The 18934-nt window shown below is 70.7% G+C and carries 15 protein-coding genes and 1 pseudogene; 7 read left to right on the forward strand and 9 right to left on the reverse strand.

Annotated elements, in window-relative coordinates; translation table 11 throughout:
- Positions 1 to 15: 15 nt before the first annotated feature.
- The 3 genes from AB0G28_RS13205 to AB0G28_RS13215 are packed head-to-tail and all read right to left on the reverse strand — an operon-like array spanning position 16 to position 4042.
- Positions 16 to 1026, reverse strand: a complete 1011-nt coding sequence (locus AB0G28_RS13205) for a D-2-hydroxyacid dehydrogenase (RefSeq protein ID WP_361087413.1) — start codon at positions 1024 to 1026, stop codon at positions 16 to 18.
- A complete protein-coding gene (gene uidA, locus AB0G28_RS13210) occupies positions 1023 to 2813 on the reverse strand; it encodes a beta-glucuronidase (protein WP_361087415.1) in 1791 nt (596 codons plus the stop codon). Before uidA ends, AB0G28_RS13205 begins: the two co-directional genes overlap by 4 nt.
- Before the next feature lie 11 nt (positions 2814 to 2824).
- Positions 2825 to 4042 carry a family 1 glycosylhydrolase gene (locus AB0G28_RS13215; protein ID WP_361087418.1) on the reverse strand — a complete coding sequence of 406 codons (1218 nt, stop codon included), beginning with the start codon at positions 4040 to 4042 and terminating at the stop codon, positions 2825 to 2827.
- A gap of 187 nt (positions 4043 to 4229) precedes the next feature.
- Here AB0G28_RS13215 and AB0G28_RS13220 point away from each other — a divergent pair, with 187 nt between their 5' ends.
- Complete coding sequence (locus AB0G28_RS13220; RefSeq protein WP_361087421.1) at positions 4230 to 5216, forward strand: LacI family DNA-binding transcriptional regulator; 987 nt, start codon at positions 4230 to 4232, stop codon at positions 5214 to 5216.
- A gap of 357 nt (positions 5217 to 5573) precedes the next feature.
- Here AB0G28_RS13220 and AB0G28_RS13225 read toward each other — a convergent pair whose 3' ends face one another.
- The 5 genes from AB0G28_RS13225 to AB0G28_RS13245 form a co-directional block, all read right to left on the reverse strand.
- A complete protein-coding gene (locus tag AB0G28_RS13225) occupies positions 5574 to 6566 on the reverse strand; it encodes an arabinan endo-1,5-alpha-L-arabinosidase (RefSeq protein ID WP_361087424.1) in 993 nt (330 codons plus the stop codon).
- Between the two features lie 639 nt (positions 6567 to 7205).
- Complete coding sequence (locus AB0G28_RS13230) at positions 7206 to 7394, reverse strand: ferredoxin (protein ID WP_361087427.1); 189 nt, start codon at positions 7392 to 7394, stop codon at positions 7206 to 7208.
- Positions 7391 to 8683: a cytochrome P450 gene (locus tag AB0G28_RS13235; RefSeq protein WP_361087430.1), complete on the reverse strand. Its 1293-nt coding sequence runs from the start codon at positions 8681 to 8683 to the stop codon at positions 7391 to 7393. Before AB0G28_RS13235 ends, AB0G28_RS13230 begins: the two co-directional genes overlap by 4 nt.
- 19 nt (positions 8684 to 8702) lie before the next feature.
- Positions 8703 to 10469 carry an ABC transporter ATP-binding protein gene (locus tag AB0G28_RS13240; protein WP_361087433.1) on the reverse strand — a complete coding sequence of 589 codons (1767 nt, stop codon included), beginning with the start codon at positions 10467 to 10469 and terminating at the stop codon, positions 8703 to 8705.
- Entirely contained in the window at positions 10466 to 12199 is a 1734-nt protein-coding gene (locus AB0G28_RS13245) for an ABC transporter ATP-binding protein (RefSeq protein ID WP_361087436.1), read from the reverse strand. The genes AB0G28_RS13240 and AB0G28_RS13245 overlap by 4 nt, the downstream gene beginning before the upstream one ends.
- 56 nt (positions 12200 to 12255) lie before the next feature.
- Between AB0G28_RS13245 and AB0G28_RS13250 the strand changes: the two genes are divergently transcribed.
- Positions 12256 to 12675 (forward strand): MarR family transcriptional regulator, encoded by a 420-nt coding sequence (locus tag AB0G28_RS13250; RefSeq protein WP_361087439.1) that lies wholly within the window; start codon positions 12256 to 12258, stop codon positions 12673 to 12675.
- 620 nt (positions 12676 to 13295) lie between these two features.
- Here AB0G28_RS13250 and AB0G28_RS13255 read toward each other — a convergent pair.
- Positions 13296 to 14600 carry an MFS transporter gene (locus tag AB0G28_RS13255; RefSeq protein WP_361087441.1) on the reverse strand — a complete coding sequence of 435 codons (1305 nt, stop codon included), beginning with the start codon at positions 14598 to 14600 and terminating at the stop codon, positions 13296 to 13298.
- Between the two features lie 269 nt (positions 14601 to 14869).
- Between AB0G28_RS13255 and AB0G28_RS13260 the strand changes: the two genes are divergently transcribed.
- The 5 genes and pseudogenes from AB0G28_RS13260 to AB0G28_RS13280 all read left to right on the forward strand — a co-directional run.
- A complete protein-coding gene (locus AB0G28_RS13260; RefSeq protein WP_361087444.1) occupies positions 14870 to 15052 on the forward strand; it encodes a hypothetical protein in 183 nt (60 codons plus the stop codon).
- A 169-nt stretch (positions 15053 to 15221) separates the two neighbouring features.
- Complete coding sequence (locus tag AB0G28_RS13265; RefSeq protein ID WP_361087447.1) at positions 15222 to 16298, forward strand: substrate-binding domain-containing protein; 1077 nt, start codon at positions 15222 to 15224, stop codon at positions 16296 to 16298.
- A gap of 79 nt (positions 16299 to 16377) precedes the next feature.
- Positions 16378 to 17673 (forward strand): sugar ABC transporter substrate-binding protein, encoded by a 1296-nt coding sequence (locus tag AB0G28_RS13270; protein ID WP_361087450.1) that lies wholly within the window; start codon positions 16378 to 16380, stop codon positions 17671 to 17673.
- A 105-nt stretch (positions 17674 to 17778) separates the two neighbouring features.
- The gene (locus AB0G28_RS13275; protein ID WP_361087471.1) at positions 17779 to 18633 is read left to right on the forward strand and encodes a sugar ABC transporter permease; all 855 of its coding nucleotides are present in this window, start codon (positions 17779 to 17781) and stop codon (positions 18631 to 18633) included.
- A pseudogene (locus tag AB0G28_RS13280) lies at positions 18630 to 18934 on the forward strand (carbohydrate ABC transporter permease); the annotation flags it as partial. The gene AB0G28_RS13275 and the pseudogene AB0G28_RS13280, both read left to right, overlap by 4 nt.

Consider the following 18934-nt stretch of genomic DNA (forward strand, 5'->3'; position numbering starts at 1 on the left):
ATCACACCTTTGTGATCAGGGACGCCGGTGGTGCGTGTAGAGGTCGCGCTCGGTCAGCGCGTTCAGCAGTGGTTCTCCGGCGCGGTAACGCCGGGCGTTTTCGGCGATGATGTCAATCGAGCGTTGAGTGCGGTCCGGCAGCGCCGGGGTCATGTGGGGCGTGAGCAGGACGTTGGGTGCGTCCCAGAGTGCCGAGTCCGGTGGCAGCGGCTCGGGGTCGGTGACGTCGAGGCCCGCGCCGGCGATCTCACCGGAGTGCAGGGCTTTCACCAGGGCGTCCTGATCGATGACCGGGCCACGTGCCATGTTGACGATGAAGGCGGTGCTCTTCATCCTGGCGAACTCGGCGGTCGAGAACAGGTGGTGCGTGGCGTCGGTCAGCTGGGTCGCGAGCATGATCACGTCCGACTCGGCCACGAGCCGGTCCATGCTGTCGCCGCGGTCGGCCGACAGCAGGAGGTCCACGTCCGCCGTCGCTTCACCCGCGCTGCGGCGGTAGGCGATGACTCGCATCCCGAACGCCTTGCCCAGCCGTGCCATCTCCCGTCCCGTGTGGCCGAACCCGATGATGCCGAGCGTCTTGCCCCACAACGAAAGCCGCTTCTCGTAGCCGGGTGGCGGACGCCACTGGTGCGCGTCTTGGACGTCCAACAGCCCGCGTGTGTCGAAGGTGAGCGCGAGTGCGAAGTAGAACGCGTGCTGAGCCAGCGCGGGTGCGGATCGGCCCGCGGACCCGGTGACGAGCAGGCCGCGTTCGAACACCTCGGGCCGCGCGGACCGGGTGAGTCCCGAGTGGTCGCAGTGGATCCAGCGCAGCCGGGGTGCGGCGAGGTGCCGGTCGTCGAGATCACCCACGATCACGGCCACGTCCGCATGCTCGAGCGCGGCCGCGATCCCGTCGGCGTCCCAGGGCTGGACGTGGACGAAGTCCGCCGGTGCGAAGGCTTGCCGCAGCCGGCCGATCTCTTCGTCGCCGAACATGACCGTCGCCAGGACACTGCGGATCTCGCGAACCGGGTGGCTCATTGCGGCCGCCGCCTTGTGCCGGCGGGCCCGCACCAGCGCGCGCGCAGCTCGTGAGCTGCCGATTTCGGTTTGCGGTCGCGGGTGAAGATGCCCTTCTTGTTGCCGTCGACCCGATGGATGCCGGGACCGGTGGCGAAGTCGGCGAAGTTCCAGACGTGTTCGCCGGTGACCGCTTCGATCCGGTCGAACACGCGGTGGCACATCGCGAGGAAGGCTTGCTGGTAGTCCTCGGTCCACGGGACGTCCCACACCGACCTCACCCCGGGCATGGCGTCGGCGCCGTACTCGGACATGATGATCGGTTTGCCGTATTGCTCGGCCCAGCCGCGCAGCTCGGCCTCCAGCTTCTGCTCCGCGCTCGCGAGGTCGCCGTTGTCCAGGTACCACCCGTAGTAGCGGTTGAGGCTCAGCACGTCGAACAGGTCGGCGATCTTGTCGTTCCGGTAGGTGGCGAACATGACGACGCTGTAGGTGATCGGCCGGGTCGGGTCGAGGGACCGGAGGAGCGAGACGAGCGGTTCGAAGTACTTCCGGGCGCCGTCCTCGTGGGAGGCGGGTTCGTTGGCCAGGCACCACATGACCACGCTGGGGTGGTTCTTGTCGCGCGCCACGAGTTCCCGGATGTGCTGGGCATGCGCGGCTCGCGTGTCGTCGCCGAAGGTTTCGGGGGAGAATGTCGGTTTCGTTCCCACGCCGGTCAGCCCGCCGGTTACGGCCAGGTTGAGGCCCACTGCCGCGGTTTCGTCGACCACGACGATGCCGTGCCGGTCGGCAAACTCGATGACCTCCTCGGCATAGGGGTAGTGCGAGGTCCGGAACGAGTTGGCACCGATCCAGTCCAGGAGCTGGAAGTCGTGCACGAGGTAGGCGTCATCGTGTCCCTTGCCCCGGATCGGGGAGTCCTCGTGCTTGCCGAAACCGGTGAAGTAGAACGGCTCGCCGTTGATCAGGAACTGCGTCCCGCGTACCTCGACCGTCCGGATGCCGACATCGAGCGGGTAGCTGTCGAGCAGGGTGTCGCCGTCGGCCAGCTCCGCCTCGAGCCGGTAGAGGTAGGCCGCACCCGGCCGCCAGAGCATGGCGTCTTCGACCCGGAGCCGTCCGTTCGCACCTTCGCCGGTGGCAACCACAGCGCCGGTCTCGTCGCGAAGGCGGACCCGGACCTCGGCGGCCGCCGACGTCTCGACGCTGTAGTCCACCGTGCCCGCCGCACCGTCCACATCGGTCACGACGGTGAGGTCGGTGATCCGGGTCCGCGGCACGCTGTAGAGCCACACCGACCGGGCCAGGCCCGCGTAGTTGTAGAAGTCGTGCAGGTACTTCTGACGGCGGCGGCCGTCCTGGCCGACCGTGATGCTGCCCGGTGGGATGGTGACGTTCGTGAGCTCGTTGCTCACCCCGATCGTCAGCCGGAACTCCTCGCCTGGCACGACCAAATCCGTGACGTCGGCGTCGAACGGGGTGTAGCCGCCTTGGTGTTCGGCCACCAGTGTGTCACCGGTGTAGACCCGTCCGGCGTGCGTGGCCGCGTCCACGCGCACCAGGACACGCTCACCGGCCCAGCCTCGCGGCACGCGAACGGTGCGCTGGTACCACACCCAGCCGACGTGGTCCCGAATCCCGGGATCGACGAACAGGTCGTTGTAGCTCGACGGCACCGCTACCTCGAGACCCATGCCCAGCGGGGAAGACCAGGGCTGCGGACCGGCCTGCGCGTCGGTGGCGAAGTCCCAGAGCCCGTCGAGGTTGACGAGCTCGCGGGTGGCGGTGGTGCGGGGTTTCAGCATGGATACCCTTCTCAGGTGAGTGAGTTGCGCTTGGCGATGGCGCCCAGGAAGTGCGCGCTGTCCTTGATCGTCCGCCGCTGGGTCGCCCGGTCGACCGCGATGAGGCCGAACTTCGGCCGGTAGCCGAACATCCACTCGTAGTTGTCCAAAGCGGACCAGTAGAAGTAGCCGCGCACGTCGACACCGTCCGCCAGGCAGCGATGCACCCCTTCGGTGGCCTGGCGGATGAACTCCACCCGCCGGGTGTCGTCGGCGCTGGCGACGCCGTTCTCGGTGACGATCAACGGCAACCTCGCGGCAGCGGCTTTCCGGAGCACGTTCTCCAGTGCCTGGGGGTAGAACTCGTACCCCATCTGGGTCCGCTCGACCTCCGCTTCCGCGGTCCCCCCGAGCCGCACCCGGGTGTAGTTCTGCACGCCGAGGAAGTCGTCGCCGTCGATCGAGGGCAGGAAGTCGTCGAACGTCTCCGCCCACCGCAGGCGAGCGGTCTCCTCTTCACCGGGCTCAGGTTGGTAGTCCTGCAGGGCGAGGGTGACGCCGACCTTGGTCGCCGGGCTGGCCTCCCGGATCGCCTGCCGGGCCAGCACGTGTGCCCGCCGGGCAATCGCGGGACCGGCGTCGCCGAAGGCGAACAGGAACACGTTCGGCAGGTCGGCGCCGAGCAGCGAGTCCGCGATGTCCGCGCCGACCGGCGCCTGCTCGGTCGCTTCCGGCGCCGGCCGGTCGGCGAGCATCCGGCGGGTCAGGACCGCGATGTTGGCCTCGTTGATCGTCACCGCGTAGGGGATGAGCGAACCCAGTTCGGCCATCACCACGCGGCAGTGGGCCGCAAACCGCTCCGGGGTCTCGTCGCTCTCCCAGCCGCCGAGGTCCGGCAGCCACTTCGGGCTGGTGAAGTGGTGCAGCGTCACCATCGGGGTCAGGCCGGACTCGTGGCAGGCGGTCAGGACGTCGCGGTAGTGCTCGATCGCCGCCCGGGACACGAAGCCAGGTTCCGGCTCGACCCGCGACCACTCGATGGAGAAGCGGTAGCTGGTGAAGCCGAGCTCCTTGAGCAGCGCGATGTCCTGGCGGTAGAGCCGGTAGTGGTCGCAGGCGTCCCCGCTCGGCTCGGCGAACCGGGAGCCGGGCGCGTGCTCCAGGGGCCAGAAGTCGCTGGCGGTGTTGTTGCCCTCGACCTGGTGACCGGCCGTAGCCGTGCCCCAGAGGAACCCGTCGGGAAACACCATCGGCGAGCTCCTTTGCAAACGCGCGTTACCAACGCGCGTTAGTACACGCTGCCAGCACGTTGTGAGGCAAGACGTGTGCGCATCACGAATAGGTAACGGCGTGGTGGGTGAGTGCCGATGAGTAACTAACGCGCGCTATATCTGCATGTCGTGCCGTCCGGCACACCCAGTGATCGGTGAGAGGCCCATGACGCGATCGAGCAGACGCAGCACCAGCGAGGACGTCGCTCGCGCGGCCGGGGTCTCGCGCACGACTGTGAGCTTCGTGCTCAACAACCGGCCGGGTCAGTCCATCCCGGAGGAGACCCGGCAGCGCGTGCTGGAGGCGGCCCGGCGCCTGGACTACCGCCCGCACGCGTCGGCCCGCACCCTCGCCGCCGGGCGCAGCGAGCTCGTCCTGCTGTCCATTCCGGACGCCCGGCTCGGCCCGGGCACCAGCCGCTTCGTCGAGGAACTCGCCGGGGCGCTGGCCGAGCACGGGCTCACCCTGATCACCCACCTCGCGGGCGCGCGCGGCCGGCCGCTGCCGGACGTGTGCGCGACCGTGAACGCTTCCGCGGTCGTCGGGTTGAGTCCCTTCGACACCGAGACGGCGGACGCCCTGCACCGTGCGGGCGCCGAGGTCGTGCTGCCCCTGCCGGATCCGCGGGTCGGTGTCGACGAGGCGATGGAACTGGCCGGAGCTCTGCAGGCGGAGCACCTCATCGGCCTCGGGCACCGCAGGCTGGGGTACGCCATGCCGGCCCATCCCGGGCTGCGCGCGATGGCCGATGCCCGTCTCGCCGGGGTCACCGGCGCGTGCGCCGCCGCCGGCATCGACCCGTCGGTGGTCGAGGAGATCGGCCTGGAAATTGCCGACGCGAGCCGGGCGGTGGCACGGTGGCGCGCGAGCGGTGTCACGGGCGTGTGCGCCTACAACGACGAAACCGCGATCGCGGTCCTGGCCGGTGTGCGCGAGCAGGGCATTGCCGTGCCTACGGAGCTGGCCGTGATCGGGGTCGACGACATCCCCACGGCGAAGCTGGCCGCCCCGCCGCTCAGCACGATCCGCTTCGACGTCCACGAGGCGGGCCGCCGACGGGCCGAAGCGATCGTGGCCGCACTGTCGGGACAGGAGATCGAACCTCCGATCGACGCCGGTGGACCGCTGCTCGTGCGGCGCAGCTCGACCTGACGCCGATGGGAGGGCTCGCGATCGCGCGCCGCAGTTCCGTATGGGGCCGCGCGAAGAGTGAGTCAGTTCTCGCGGGATCAGCCGTTCGATCGGCGGTGACCCACCGGTTTCCGTTCGCTGAGGCAGTCGCGGCCCTCGAAGCCGCCGGGAGCCGTGCGCCAGGACGTCAAGGAGCCGGCCAGGGCGCACAACCGCGGATGTGGCCGTGCAACGGGTGGCTCGCGTGGCTCATGTCCGCAGCAGCTCCAGCAGCGCTTCGAGGCCGTGCTCGGCGAGCGCATCGGCACAACCACCGTCAGCGCGCTTCGAGCCGCCCTCGAAGCACCGTGGGAGCCTCCAGCCGGTATCTGACTGTCCTCAGAGGACAGCCGGCCAGCCGGAGGCGTCGTAGGCGAGACGGTTGGTGCCCAGCAGCGAAGCGCCGCTGTCGGTGTAGTAGTGGTAGAAGAGCACATCGCCGTCGGTGTCGGCGAGCACGGCCTCGTGGCCGGGCCCGTGGATGCTGCCGTGTCCGGCGAGCACCTCGGTGCCGCCGCCGGAATTCATCGGCACGCCACTGCGGTCGGCGTAGGGGCCGGTGATGGTCGTCGAGCGGCCGACCATGATGCGATAGGTGCTCCGCGCGCCACGGCAGCAGTAGTCGAACGAGACGTACTGGTAGTAGTACTGACCCCGCTTGACGATGAACGGCGCCTCGATCGCGCCGCCGTTGCGTCCTGCGACGGCCGTGACGCCGCTTCCGCTTTGCCGGAGACCGGTGGCCGGATCGAGGGGGATCATCTTGATGCCCGACCAGAACGAGCCGAAGGCCAGCCACCAGCGGCCCTGGCCGTCCACGACCAGGTTCGGGTCGATGGCGTTGAAGTTGTCGGATGCCCGCGACTCGATCACCAGGCCGCGGTGCGTCCAGGTGCCGGAGTTTCCGCTCGCGCTCGTGGCCAGGAAGATCGCCGACCGGTTCGAGTCGAACGTCGAGGCCGCGTAGTACAGGTAGTACTGGCCATTGTGGAAGGAGACGTCCGGGGCCCACAGAGTACGGCTGTTGCCAGTGTAGGTGTTCGCCCACGGCGTGCCGCCGGGGAACGCGACGCCGGCGTTGCGGAAGGCGATCCGGTCGGGGGAGGTCTTCAGCGCGATGCCGTCGCCGGTGTGGGCCACCAGGTAGCTGCCGTCCGATCGCTTGACGACCGAGGGGTCGTGCACGCCCACGTCGCCGGTGACCCGGCCCGGGTTCGGATAGCTCGCCGTGGCGGTCCACGAAGCTTCCGCGCCCGCGAAGGCATTCGGGGCGGTCAGCAGCACGCCTCCGAGGAGAGAGGCCAGGGCGAGGGAGATTCTGACGTGGGACATAGGTGCCTCCGTTGGCTACCTGAAGTGTTCACGCTGACAAAATCATCGAGAATGTGCCGCTCTCCGCAGAGGCGACTTGAGAAGGGGGCTCACCGTCGACCTGGGAGCGCTCCCGCAGTGCAAGGTAGCGCAGAGTTTTCCGTTCTGACAAGGCCGCTGCTCCGAGCGGTCCTCGTCGGGCACGCATCCACTCGAGCCGGTTCCGAATGCCGGACGTTGATCTCGTGCGGCCATCGGGCGTAGCTTCCCGACCTGCCGGCTCGGCCACGCGGCGGCGGAGCTTCTGCTCGGCAAGGCGGCTCCGGATCACCGCCACCGGGAGGTTCTGTTCCGGTCCGCACCGGTGGTCCGCGCGTCGACTGCGGCGCGTGGCGGCCCGTGACCGTCGTCGGCCGCTCCGCGTGACAAGCTGAGTAGGTTCGCCGCTGATTGCACCTTGACATCCACCACGGCAGTGGGTTTCCTAATCACTGGAAGCGCTTTCAGAAGGCGTTGTCTCCGCGCTTGTGTGCTCCTCCACTCGACGGACGGGCTCGTTTCCGCGTCAGCTCGCCGAAGACTGCTGACCCGGAATGGCCCGGACGGCAGGGAAGAGGAACCGAACACGTGCCGGCCGGGCCCGGGCCCGGCCGGCAACGGTCAGTCGACCTCGATGGCGCGTTCGGGACAGCTGTTCGCGGCCGAGCGGACCGCGTCGGCGAATTCGGCGGGCACGTCCTCGGTGCGCACCTCGGCGTAGCCGTCGTCGTTGAGGTCGAACACCTCGGGGCAGATCGTCCAGCAGAACCCGTGTCCCCGGCAGCGATCCTGGTCGATGGCGATCTTCATCGGGTCTCCTTCTCTGCGGGCGTGAATTCGAGGTGCAGCTCGGTCAGGCCGCGCAGCACGAACGTGGGCAGGTACCGGTAGCGGCGGGCGCCGGCCGGGCCGTGCACGCGCTCGCTGACCCGGATGTCGGTGGTGCGGTCGAGCAGCCGCTCGAGGCTGATCCGGGTCTCGGCGCGGGCCAGCGGCGCGCCGGGACAGCTGTGGATCCCGCGACCGAACGCGATGTGCTGGCGGGCGTTGCGGCGCCGCGGGTCGAACGTCCCCGGCTCCTCGAACCGGCGCGGGTCGCGGTTGGCGGCGCCGTTGAGCACCATGACCGTGGCACCGGCCGGGATGTCCACCCCGCCGATCGTCGTCGGGACCTTCGCGAGCCGGAAGTCCCCCTTGATCGGGCTCTCCGTGCGCAGCGCCTCTTCGATGAAGTTGGCGAGGAGGCTGCGGTCCTCGCGCACCTGCCGCTGGAGGTCGGGCCGCTCGGCCAGCACCTTGAGCGAGGTGCTCAGCAACCGGACGGTGGTCTCCTGTCCGGCGGAGAACAGGTTGGCCGCGACGCGCACCACGTCGGTCACCGCGGGAGTCGAGCCGTCGGGGAAGGTCGCGGTCGTCAGGCCGGTCAGGACGTCCTCCCGCGGCTCGCGGCGCCGGTCTTCGACGTAAGCCGTGAACCGCTCGTACAGGAATTCCAGCGGGTTGTGACGCAGACTCTCCGAGCTGGTGCTGCCGATGCCGCCGTCGCCGGACGGCCGGTGCCGCAGCGCCTCGGCGAACTCCTGCTGGTCCTCCGGCGGCACGCCCAGCAGGTCCGCGATCACGAACAGGGTGAACGGGCCGGCGTACTCGGCGATGAAGTCGCCCTCCCCGCGCGCGAGCAGCGGATCCAGCACGCTGTCGGCGAAGGACCACATGAACTCCTCGTTCTCCTTCAGCCGCTTCGGCGTGATCAGCCGCATCAGCAGCGCCCGGTGGTCGGTGTGCACCGGGGGATCGAGGGTCGGCAGCTGGTCGCTCATCGGGAGCCGGTGGCGGTGCTGTTCGATCAGCTCGGTCACGTCGTCGCCTTCGAGGGGCACCGGGAAGCCGGGGAAGGGGCCGGTCACCGAGTTGCACGATGAAAACGTCGTGGCGTCGTGCAGGACCTCGACCGCCTCGTCGTAGCCGGTCACCATCGTCACGCCGTGATGGGGTTCGCGCCGCACCGGGCACTGTTCGCGCAGCGCGTCGAAGTACGGGTACGGGTCCGCCGCCAGCGCCGGGTCCCGGAAGAAGTTCCTCGCCGTCGAATCTGTCATCGTCTCCATCGTTTCGTTGTCACCGTGCGATTCCTTCGTGGTCGGCGGCGAACTGCGCCTGGTACAGCTGGGCGTAGAGGCCGCCGTCGGCCAGCAGGCTGTCGTGGGTGCCCTGCTCGGCGATGGCGCCGTGCGCCATGACGACGATGGTGTCGGCGTCCCGGATCGTGGACAGCCGGTGCGCGATGACGAAGGCCGTGCGGCCCTCGCGCAGACGGGACATCGCCTGCTGGACCAGCGCTTCGGTCCGGGTGTCGACGGAGCTGGTCGCTTCGTCGAGGACCAGGATCGGGGGATCGGCGAGGAACGCGCGTGCGATGGTGAGCAGCTGCTTCTCCCCGGCGCTGAGCGCGGCGCCCCCTTCGTCGTCGACGACGGTGTCGTAGCCGTTCGGGAGCGTGCGGATGAACCAGTCGGCGTGCGCGGCCTTCGCGGCCGCGACGACCTGGTCCTCGGTCGCGGTCTCGGCGCCGTAGGCGATGTTCTCCGCGACCGTGCCCTGGAACAGCCAAGTGTCCTGCAGCACCATGCCGATGCCGGCGCGCAGGCTGGCTCGGGACATCCCCGTGATGTCGGTGCCGTCGAGGAGGATGCGTCCCGCGTCGAGTTCGTAGAAGCGCATGAGCAGGTTGACCAGCGTGGTCTTGCCCGCGCCGGTGGGACCGACGATCGCGACCGTGTGACCGGGCTCGGCCAGCAGGGACAGGTCCTCGATGAGCGGCTCGTCCGCCCGGTAGCGGAACCGCACGTGCCGGAACTCGACGCGGCCGGAGGTCGGTTCCGCCGGCGCCGGAGCCGGCCGGTCCGGCGGCTCTTCGGCGGCGTCGAGGAGTTCGAACACGCGGTCGCCGGAAGCGATGCCCGACTGGACCGTGCCGACCATGCTGGCGAGGTAGGAGAAGGGCTGGCTGTACTGGCGGGAGTACTGGATGAACGCCTGGATGTCCCCGACGGTCAGCGCGCCGGTGGCCACGCGGAAGCCGCCGGCCACCGCGATGAGGACGTAGTGCAGGTTGGCCAGGAACGTCATCGCCGGCTGGAGCGTGTTCGCCCGGGACTGCGCGGCGAAGGTGGCCTCGGCGACCCGGGTGTTGTGCCCGGCGAACTCGGCCTTGGCCTGCTCCTCGCGGCCGAACGCCTTGAGCAGCGCGTGGCCGGTGATCATCTCCTCGACCTGGGCGTTGAGCCAGCCGGTCTCCCGCCACTGCGCGCGGAACCCCGGCCGGGCCCGCCGGCCGAGCCACCCGGCCACCGCGACCGACACCGGCGCGGTCACGAGCGCGATGAGCGCGAGCGGCCAGGAGATCGCGAACATCACCGCGAGCATGCCGATGATCGACAGCAGCGGGATGACGAACTGGCCGAAGACCTGTTGCAGCGCAACGCCGACATTGTCGATGTCGTTGGTGACGCGGCTGAGGATCTCACCCCGCGGCCGGCTGTCGAAATAGCCGAGCGGCAGCCGGGCGATCTTGGTTTCGACCTGGTTGCGCAACGTCATCAGGACGCGCTGCGCTGCGGTGTTGGCGAGGCGGCCCTGGAGCACGGCGCACAGCCCGGCGCCCGCGTAGGCGCCGGTGGCGGCGAGGAGCACCCGCCCGATCGCCGGGAAGTCCAGCCGGTGGCCAGCGGCCCCGGCGATGACGAGGTTCGTGGCCTGCCCGAGCAGCCACGGCCCGGCGGCGGTCAACAGGACGCCGACCAGCCCGGTGACCGCCATGCCGGTCGGCAGCCGCGGATCGCGGATCAGCAGCCGCCCGAGGCGCCGGGCCGTACCGTTCTTCACGCCGCCTCCGCTTCGCCGGGCTGGGACAGCACGATCTCCCGGTACACCGGGCACTCCGCCATCAGGTGCCGGTGCGTGCCCTGCCCGGCCACCCGGCCCTCGTCGAGGACGACGATCCGGTCGGCGTGGCGGATGGTCGCGACGCGCTGGGCGACGACGACGACCGTCGCGCCGGCGGTCTCGGTGGCCAGCGCGGCGCGCAGCCGCGCGTCGGTGACTTGGTCGAGCGCGGAGAACGAATCGTCGAACAGGTACACGGCGGGCCGGACGGCGAGCGCGCGGGCGATCGCCAGCCGCTGGCGCTGCCCGCCGGAGAACGTGGTGCCGCCCTGGGCGACCGGGGTGTCCAGGCCGAGCGGCAGCGCGGTCACGAACTCGGCGGCCTGGGCGGTTTCCAATGCCCACCAGAGTTCCTCGTCGGAGGCGTCGGAGCGGCCGAGCCGGAGGTTGGTGGCGATCGTGCCGGAGAACAGGTACGGCCGCTGCGGCACGTAGGCGACGGTCCGGGCGAGCACGGCGGGGTCGAGCCGGCGGACGTCCACCCCGCCGACGAGCACCGCTCCGCCGCTCGGGTCGGCCAGCCGGGGGATCAGGGACAGCGTGGTGCTCTTGCCGCTGCCGGTGCTGCCGATGAGCGCGGTCGTCCGGCCCGGCTCGGCGGTGAAGGCGACGTCGTCGAGCACCGCCGCTTCGGCGCCCGGGTAGCGGAAGCTCACGTCGCGGAACTCGACCCGGCCGGGGCGCGGCAGCGTCCGCACCGGCTGCGCGGGTGGGGCCAGGCTGCTTTCGGTGTTCAGCACCTCGGCCACCCGGCGGGCGCTGACCTGCGCGCGAGGCAGCTGCCGCAGCAGGTAGGTCGCCATGATGGCCGCGCCGAGGATCTGGAGCAGGTAGCCGAGGAACGCGGTCAGCGCTCCCGGCCCGATCGCGCCGCTGTCCACCCGCTGCGCGCCGAACCAGACCACCGCCACGCCCGACACACCGGCGACGGCGGTGACCGCCGGCACGATCAGCGCCATCAGCTTGCCGATCCCCAGGGACACGCCGGTCAGCCGTTCGTTGGCCGCGGCGAAGCGGGCGTGTTCTTGGTCTTCGCGCCCGAAGGCCCGGATCACGCGCAGCCCGGTGATCTGCTCGCGCAGGACGCGGTTCACCGTGTCGATCGTCGTCTGCAGTACCCGCGAGGCCGGGACCATCCGTCGGGTGACCAGCCAGGTCACCGTGGCCAGCACCGGGGCGATCACCATGAGCAGCAGGGACAGCCGCCGGTCCTGGGCGACCGCGAACACGATGCCGCCGGCGCACATCAGCGGCGCGGTGACCATGAAGGTGAGGACGGTCTGGACCAGGGTCTGGATCTGCTGGACGTCGTTGGTGACCCGGGTGATCAGCGACGGGGCACCGAAGCTCGTCAGTTCCCGCGTCGAGAAGGCCTGGATCCGTTCGACCTGCGCGCCGCGCAGGTCGGCGGCCAGGCCGGTGGCGATCCGCGCGCCGAGGCGGGCCGCTGCGATGCCGCAGGCCAGTTGCACCAGTGCGGCCACGGTCATCAGGGACCCCGCGAACCAGATGTGGCCGGTGTTTCCCGGCAGGACACCGTTGTCGATGATGTCCGCGCTCAGGTCCGGCAGGGCGAGGGCGGCGATCGTCTGCACCAGCTGGACGAGCGCGACCACCGCCACGGCACGCCGGTGCGGGCGGACGTGAGCGGTCAGCAACGGGATCAGCACGCGGTCCACGGTAATAGATCTAATTAGATATATCTAGTGTGATGTAGTCTGGGGCGATGAACGCGTTCGAGCTGTACCAACTGGGCCGCCGGCTGATGAAGATCGGGGTGCGCGCGATGCCGGACGACGAGTTCGGCAGGCTGCGCGGCTCGACCCGGGCCATCGTGTCCGACATCTTCGACAACCCGGGCAGCTCGATCTCCGAGGTCACCGCCCGGGTCGAGCTGCCGCAAAGCCAGGTCTCGGCGTGCGTGGCCCAGCTGCGCGAAAACGACGTCGTCGAGACGGTCGCCGATCCCGCGGACGGGCGCCGGACCCTGGTCCGGCCCACGGAAGCGGCCCTGCGCCGGACCCGGTCGCGCCCGCCCGCGGAAATCGACGGCGCGCTCGCCGCCGCCGTCGGCGACGACCCCGCCCGGCTGGCGAGAGCCCGGCAGGCGCTGGCCACGCTGGCCGAACTCCTCGACGGCGCGTGAGGTCGCCGTCCCCCTAGCGCCGCGGGTATCGCAGGCCCCAGCCGCATCGGAAGAGCGGGTCAGCGGTGTCGAACGGGACGTCCGTCCGGCCGGCTTCGACCGCCCGCATCGACGACGGCAGGTCGAACGGCAGTGTGCCCTCGGGTCGGCGTCCTGCCCGAACAGCACCTCGCACCGGACGACGTCGCCGAACTCCTCCGCCAGCTCCGGTGAGCCGGCGGTGGCCAGGCCGAGGGGTTCGGGCCAGCGGGAGAAACTGCCCGACCGGTTCGCGGTGAGCAGGCTGCCGAAGGCGGAGTGCCGGGATCGCCGGACAGCGTGACCGGGATGCGCAGCGGGTGTTCGAGGGCGATCCGCTGCACCTGGTTGTGCCACTGCGCGAACTCCCGGCCGTCGGCCGCCGCGCCCTGCGCGAGCAGGTGCGTGATCCGGCTTTCGCGCACGTGCGCCGCCGCGGCCTTGCGGCCGTACCGATCGGGGGGCGTTCCGGGTCGCCCACGGCCGTCTGCGGGTGCAGCAGCCCCACCTTGTCCTCTCGACGGTCAGCCGTCCGGTCAGGTCTGCGATCCGGTTCTCCGAGGCGAGGCCGGCGTCTTCGCAGGGGTAGCGGGCTTCGCGGTTCACCGGCTCGTCCTTACCTTGGTCATGATGATCAGGCCGCCGGCGAGGGTGAGGGCGCCGCCCACCAGGTAGAGCAGGTCGTAGTTCCGGGTTCCGCCGGCGGCGCCGACCGCCATCAGGCCGCCGGCCGCGAGCGGCGCGAGGGCGTGCGGGATCTGCTGGGCGTAGTTGATGATCCCGAGGTAGCGGCCCGCTTCGGCGCGGCTGGGCAGCACGTCCAGCACGATGGCCTGGTCGACGGCGGCGAACACGCCGAGACCCAGGTTGGTCAGCGCCGAGCCCGCGATCAGTCCGGCCACGCTGCCCGAGGTCACCATCAGCACCGCGCCGCTCGCGAACACCGCACCGCCGAGCAGCACGAACAGCCGGCGCCGGTGCAGCCGGTCGGACAGCAGGCCGCCGCCGAACGCGCCGGCCGCCGTGGCGACGAGCCCGGCGCCGGCTAGGGCGGCCACGAGCCCGCCGATGGCCGTGACGTCGGTCTTCTGGTGCTGAGCGACGAAGAAGGTCATGTAGGTCGTGTTGAAGGTCATCCCGAAGTAGAAGACGAACCGGCCCACGCCGTTCCAGGCGAAGTCGGGGTGGCGGCGCGGGCTGAACAGCAGCTTCCGGAACATGCTCGCCGCGGTCAGCGGTTCCGCCGGCAGCGGGAGCTGCCGGCTGTCGGTGTCCGCGGCCCAGAACCACAGCGGGAGGCCGAGGCTCAAGCCGACGAGCCCGGGGAGCAGGAACACCAGGACCGGGCTGCCGACCACGGAGGTGGCCAGCCCGATGCCCAGCACCGGGGCGAGCATCTGGGCCATCCCGGTCAGCCCGGACACCTTGCCGCGCTGGTGTTCGGGCAGCTTGTCGGCCTGCAGGCTGCCGATCCCGTGCCCGACGGCGCCGTAGCCGAGGACCGCGACCAGCCAGCCGGCTCCGAGGACCAGGATGTTCCCGGCGAACCCCATGATGAGCTGGGCCACCAGGCCGACCAGCGTGCCCACGACGAGGTACGGGAGTCGGCGGCCCCAGCGCGAGCGGGTGCGGTCGCTCAGCGTGCCGACGATCGGGCCGGCCAGCAGGGACACGATGCCGCCCAGCCCGGTGATGTAGCCCAGCACCTCCACCCGCCCGGGGGCGATCTGCTGGAGCCGGATCGCGAGCGAGAAGGCCGACGGCGCGACCGAGGCCATCGACGAGCCGATGCCCGCCAGCATGAGCAGGACCATGTACCGCCGGCTCACGTCCGGAAGCTGCTCCTGGCGGCCGGCTGCGGGCTCGGCGGTCGCCGCCGCGGCGCCGGCTGGTTCGGAAAGCGGCATGGGATCCTCCTTGATCGGTCGCGTGCTGCGTCGGATCCGCTTGACGTCCGCCGCGCGGGGGCGACGTGCCGAATCGACCATGCCGCCATGGTCTGAGGGAGAATGCTTCCGGCACAACGAGTTGCCACAAGTTGCCCGCACCGGTTCGCGACGGCCGAAGCGATGTTCCGCCACCGGGACGATAGAGTCTATTGTGGACACAAAGGCGACGAATCGGATCTTCCGGCTGTGCGGCCGCCGGGCATGACAACTCGCGGCAACTCGTTGTCTTGCCCAAGGCCGGCTCCGAGCCGATCGACGAGCTCGCGATGCACTACGTGCGGCCGCAGGAGCACGGCACCCGCGGCGTCGGGACCGCGCTGCTCGGCCCCGACACCCGCCCCGCCCACCGGCTCGCCGGAACCCGCTACTCGTGGCAGTGGCGGCTCCGGCTGGAAACTCAGGAGGTCTGATGCTGAAACCCCGGGCCACCCGCGACCTGTGCAACCTCGACGGCCTGTGGGCCACCTCGACCACTACCGGGCCCAGGTGCCGATGCTGTGAACGAAGCTCGACCGGGCCACCGGCTGATCGTATGCTCCGCGGAGCCGATCGAACGAACAGCCGGCGGACGAGGTCGAGATGCGGGAGTCGGGAACGGACCGGCGGCGGCGGATCCTGGCCGTCGTCGAAGCGCGGGGTCAGGCGCGGGTCACCGAACTCGCCGCGGAGCTCGCCGTCTCGGTGATCACCGTGCGCCGGGACGTCGAGGAGCTGGCCAGGGCGGGCCGGGTGCGGCGCGGCCACGGTGTCGTCCGGTCGCTGGTCCCGCGGCGGTCCGAGCCGGTACCCGCGCCGGACGGCCGCGGGCCGGTGGTGCTGGTCGTTCCCGAGCGGCACGCCTACCTGACCGAGGTGCTGCACGGCGCCCGTGCCGCGCTGGAGGAGGCCGACGTCCGCGTCGTGCTGCACCCCGCGCCGCAGGTGGCCGGGGCGGAACGGACGATCGTCGAACGGCTGCTCGCCGACGACGCCCGGGGTGTGCTCATCGCGCCGCGCTGGCGCAACTCGGTCACCGAGGAGGCCGACGACGGCTGGCTGGCCGCCGCGGACGTCCCGGTCGTCCTGATGGAGCGGCGGCCACGGCCCGGAAGTGCGTTGCACGCCCGGGATTCCGTGTGCACCGACCACTGGTACGGCGTCCACCTCGCTGTAACGCACCTGCTGGCCCTCGGGCACCGGCGGATCGTCCTGGCCGCGCGCGACGACAGCCCGACCGCGCGGGCGATCCGTGCGGCGTTCACCGACATCTGCGCCGGACGGCCCGAGATCGAAGACCGGACCGTGGTGCTCAGCGCGCCGGGCGCCGGACGGGAACCCGCGCGCGATCTCCGCCCGCTCGCCGACGTCCTGCGGGAGCGGGCCGCGACCGGCGTGGTCATGCACGGCGACGTCGACGCCCTGATGCTCGTCCAGCAGCTGGCCGAGGCCGGGATCAAGGTGCCCGGCGACTGTTCGGTGGTCGCCTACGACGACGTCGTCGCCGCATTGGGCAGCACGCCGCTGACCGCGATCGCGCCACCCAAGGCTGAGGTCGGCCGGCTGGCCGCGGAACTGCTGCTGGAGCGGCTGCGTGAACCGGCCGTGCGGCCGCCGCGGCGGATCACCGTGTTGCCGGAATTGAAGGTTCGCGGCTCGACCCGGCCACTGATCGATTGACCGAGTTGGCGGGGGCTCTTGACCGGAATTCGGTCAGGAACCCAGACTGCGTGGAGCCCGCGACCCGCAGGAGGCATCGATGCCCAGCCGCCGGACCATCCTCGCCGCGGGCCTCGCTTTCCCGCTGGCCGCCTGCTCGGGTCCCGGTGGGGATGCCCCGGGCGGCGCCACCCGGATCACGTTCTGGTCGGCCCTGCGCGGCAGCCAGCAGGTGGTCGACGCGTTCAACAAGACGCAGAACCGGATCCACGTGGTGTTCCAGCAGATCCCGTCCGGCGACCAGGGCGGGTACGCGAAGCTGAGCAACGCGGTCCGCGCGGGCAACGCACCGGACGTCGCCACCATCGAATACCCGCAGGTGCCCGGGTTCGCCATCGACGGGGTGGCCCGGGACATCACCGGCCTCGTCTCCGCTCGCCTGCGCGCCAAGCTCCTCCCGCAGGCGTTGCGCCTGACGACGTTCGCCGGGCGCGTGTTCACCGTGCCGCTGGACGTCGAGCCGATGGTGCTGCACTACCGCACCGATCTGTTCGCCCAGTACGGTTCCGGCCCGCCGCGCACGTGGGACGAGTTCACCGAGGTAGCTCGCAAGGTCCGTGACGACCGCCGTCGCCTGGTCGCTTTCGCGACCGACGGAGCTACCCAGTTCGCCGCGGTGTCCTGGCAGGCGGGCGCCCAGTGGTTCGACACCTCCGGCGGCGCCTGGAACGTCTCCCTCGCCGACGCCGCCACCCGCCGGGTGGCCGGGTACTGGCAGGGCCTGATCGACGACGGCCTCGTGTTCGCCAACGGCGTCGCGGGCCGGCAAGGCGACGCGCAGATCGGGCAGGGGCTCGTGCTGGCCCGGCTCAGCGGCGCCTGGGACGCCGGCGCGCAGATGAAGGCCCGGCCGGGGCAGAAGGGCAAGTGGGCGATCGCGCCGCTGCCCCAGTGGGATCCGGCGCGGCCGGCGGTCGGGACGCACGGTGGTTCGACGTTCGCCGTCACGCGTGACAGCGCGCACCCGGAAGCCGCGATGGAGTTCATCGAATGGCAGGTGTCGCACCCGGACGCGCTGCGCGCCCGCCTGTCCAGCGGCACCAGCAGCCAGTACCCGGCCGCGCCCGGCCTGGTCGAGGTCGGGCGGAAGGCGTTCGACCGCCGCTACTACGGCGGCCAGGACATCTACCGGCTGTTCGAGACCGAGGCCGCGAAGATCCGCGACGGCTGGACCTGGGGACCGCGGATGAGCGCGACCCAGCGCGTCCTGCAGGACGGGTTCGCCCGGGCGAGCGCCGGCCAGGGCACCCTGCTCGACGCCGTCCGCGACGCCCAGCGCGCCACCATGCCGGACCTGATCGCCCTGGGGCTGGCGACCACCGAGCACAGCAGCTGAGGGAGACCGATGACGACGACACTCGCGCGTCCGGAAAGCGCTTCCAGAACACCGGTACCGCACGTCCGGAGGCGGCATCGGCAAGGTACCGCCTGCGCCGTGCTGATGGCCCCGTTCTTCGTGCTGCTGGTGGTGGTCTTCCTGATCCCAGCCGGAACGGCGCTGTGGCTGAGCTTCTTCGGCGCCGACGAACCGGGCCTCGGCTTCGGCCCCGAACACACGATCTTCGTCGGGCTGCGCAGCTACGCCGCCGTCCTCGCCGACCCGACGTTCCTGAGCGGGCTCGGCGTCGTCGCGCTGTACTGCCTGCTGTACCTGCCGCTGCTGGTCGTCTGCTCCCTCGGCCTGGCCCTGCTGCTCGACTCCGGCGTCGCCCGGCTGCGCGGATCGGCGCGGCTCGCGCTGTTCCTGCCGCACGCGGTGCCCGGCATCATCGCCGCGATCATCTGGCTCTACCTCTACATCCCCGGCCTGTCCCCGGTGGTGGACCTGTTCGGCAAGGCCGGGATCACGGTGGACTTCCTCGGCGTCCACACCGTCATCCCGGCGATGGTGAACATCGCGCTGTGGAGCAACCTCGGCTACAACGTCGTCGTCTTCTACGCCGCCCTGCAGGCCGTGCCGCGCGAAGTGATCGAAGCGGCCGTAGTGGACGGCGCCGGTGGCGTCCGGACCGCGCTGTGGGTCAAGACGCCGATGATCCGCGCGTCGATCGTGATGGTCGTGCTGTTCACGCTGATCTGGTCGCTGCAGCTGTTCACCGAGCCGATGCTGCTGTCGCAAGCCACGCCGATGATCACCGCGCGGTTCTCACCGAGCATGTACATCTACGACGCCGCGTTCACCCGCAACAACTACGGCCTCGCCGCGGCCGCGTCGGTGATCCTGCTGGCGTGCACGATCGCGCTGTCCTACGGCGTCACCCGCTGGACCAACCGCACCCGGGAGGTGACCGCGTGAACCCGCCGAAGCTCCTCGGCCGCGCGGCCGTCAACGCCTGCGTGGCGATCTCCGTGCTCTACACCCTGCTTCCCGCGTTGTGGCTGGTGCTCGCCGCGATGAAGGACCGGGACGCGCTCTTCGGCAGTGACATCCTTTCGCTGCAGGGGTTCTCGCCGCTGAAGAACCTGCAGGACCTGTTCGCCATGGACAAGGGCATCTACGGGCGCTGGTACCTCAACAGCCTGCTGTACGCCGTCGGCGGCGCCGCCGTCAGCGCCCTGGTGAGCATCGCCTGCGGCTACGCCTTCGACAAGTACGT

The sequence above is a fragment of the Amycolatopsis sp. NPDC021455 genome, assembly GCF_040640995.1.
GTDB lineage: Bacteria > Actinomycetota > Actinomycetes > Mycobacteriales > Pseudonocardiaceae > Amycolatopsis.